The sequence below is a fragment of the Streptomyces sp. MnatMP-M17 genome, assembly GCF_900091995.1.
Classification (GTDB): Bacteria; Actinomycetota; Actinomycetes; order Streptomycetales; family Streptomycetaceae; genus Streptomyces.
Genome location: NZ_FMDK01001197.1, coordinates 1 through 1917, shown reverse-complemented (window position 1 = coordinate 1917; position 1917 = coordinate 1). Strand labels below are relative to the sequence as shown.

The following is a 1917-nucleotide window of genomic DNA, read 5'->3' as shown; positions in this document are numbered from 1 at the left end:
GCGGTCAGGCCCAGGGCGCGGCCGTCGCTCGCGCTGCCGACACCGTCGATCACGGCGTAGATCCGGTCGCCGTCGCGCTCGGCGTCGGCGAGCCGCTTGAGCACCACACAGGCCACGCCCTCGCCGAGCGCGATGCCGTCGGCGGCGCCGTCGAAGGTGGCCGAGCGGCCGGTCGGGGACAGCGCGTGCACCGAGGAGAAGAGCAGATAGTCGTTGATGCCGTTGTGCAGGTCGGCGCCGCCGCACAGCACCAGATCGCTGGTGCCGGTGATCAGCTCCTTGCAGGCCACGTCCACGGCGGTGAGCGAGGAGGCGCAGGCGGCGTCGACGGTGTAGTTGGCACCGCCGAGGTCGAGCCGGTTGGCGATCCGTCCCGCGATGACATTGGCGAGCATCCCGGGGAAGGAGTCCTCGGTCAGTCTGGGCAGTTGCTCGTCCAGTGCGGACGGGATGGTGCCGACATAGCCGGGCAGCACCGTACGCAGAGTGGTCGCGTTGGACAGATCGCTGCCGGCCTCCGCGCCGAACACCACGGAGGTACGGGCGTGGTCGGTGCCCGTACCGGCGTATCCCGCGTCGGCCAGCGCGCGCCGCGCCGCCTCCAGCGCGAGAAGCTGTACGGGCTCGATGCTGGCCAGCGAGGCCGGCGGAATGCCGTAGCGCAGCGGATCGAAGGGAATCTCGGGCAGGAATCCGCCCCAGCGCGACGGAGTGCGCTCGCCGTCGCCGTCCGGTGCGTAGTACCGCTCGGCGTCCCAGCGATGGGCCGGGACCTCGGTCACACAGTCCTTGCCCGCCAGGATGTTGGCCCAGAACTCGGCCAGGTCGGGAGCGCCGGGGAACATGCCGGCCATGCCGACGACGGCGATCCGCAGCGGCGCGGGCGCGGGCTCCTCGACGGCGTCGGTGAGGCCGAGCGCGGTACGCAGTCCGGCGGCGCGCTCGCGCAGCCACGCGGCGGCGCCGTCGGCGACGGAGTCGTGCAGCGCGGCGATGCTGGTGGTGGCGGAGCGCAGCACACAGACCTCGCCCGCCATGAACATGCCTTCGTCGGCCTGGCGTATCTCGTCCACCGGGAGCAGTTCGTCGCCGACGCGCTCGATGCCCTTGCTGGCGAGCCTCAGCCTGCCGACGTTGAACCGCTCCAGGTGCTCCCAGATCTCGCGGTCGGGCACGCCCTGCTCACGCAGTCCGTCCTTGAGGGCCGCGAAGTCCTCGGTGATGGCGCTGTGCGCGCAGCGAGTGGCGTGGCCGGGCGCGGTCTCCAGCAGATCGGTGCGCTCGGCGGCGACGATCCGGCGCTGGAACAGCGGCTGGATCGCGCCGGCCGCCACGGCCTCCTCGGTGAAGAGATACGCGGTGCCCATCAGCACACCGAACGCGACACCGGCCCGGGTCAGCGGGGCTGCGAGTGCGGCGGCCATCGCGGCCGAGCGCTCGTCGTGGATGCCGCCCGCGAACAGCACCGTCAGCTCACCGGCCGTCCCGGGCCCGGACTTGGCCAGGAAGTCCAGCAGGACATCGGTCTGGGCCTCCCAGAGCGGGAAGCTGTTGCGCGGTCCGACATGGCCGCCGCACTCGGCGCCCTCGAAGATGAACCGGCGCGCTCCGGCGGCGAGGAACTGCCGCAGCAGTCCCGGCGAGGGGACATGCAGGAAGGTGGTGATGCCCTCCGCCTCCAGCGCGGCGGCCTGGGCCGGTCTGCCGCCCGCGATGATCGCGTGGGTCGGCTTCAGCTCCCGTACGACGTCGAGCTGCGCGGCCTTGATCTCCTCGTCGGCGAATCCGAGCACGCCGACGCCCCAGGGCGCGTCCCCGAGCGCCGCGCGGGTGCGCTCCAGCATCGACCGGGTGCGCTCCGCGCTCGCGAGCGCCAGCGCGAGGAACGGCAGCGCGCCTCCGGCCGCGACGGCGGCG

The 1917-nt window shown here is 72.9% G+C and carries 1 protein-coding gene; it reads right to left on the bottom strand.

Going from position 1 to position 1917, the window contains the following annotated elements; all coding sequences use genetic code 11:
- A partial coding sequence (locus GA0115259_RS37730) for a beta-ketoacyl synthase N-terminal-like domain-containing protein (protein WP_176732789.1) occupies positions 1–1917 on the bottom strand: 1917 nt, incomplete at both ends.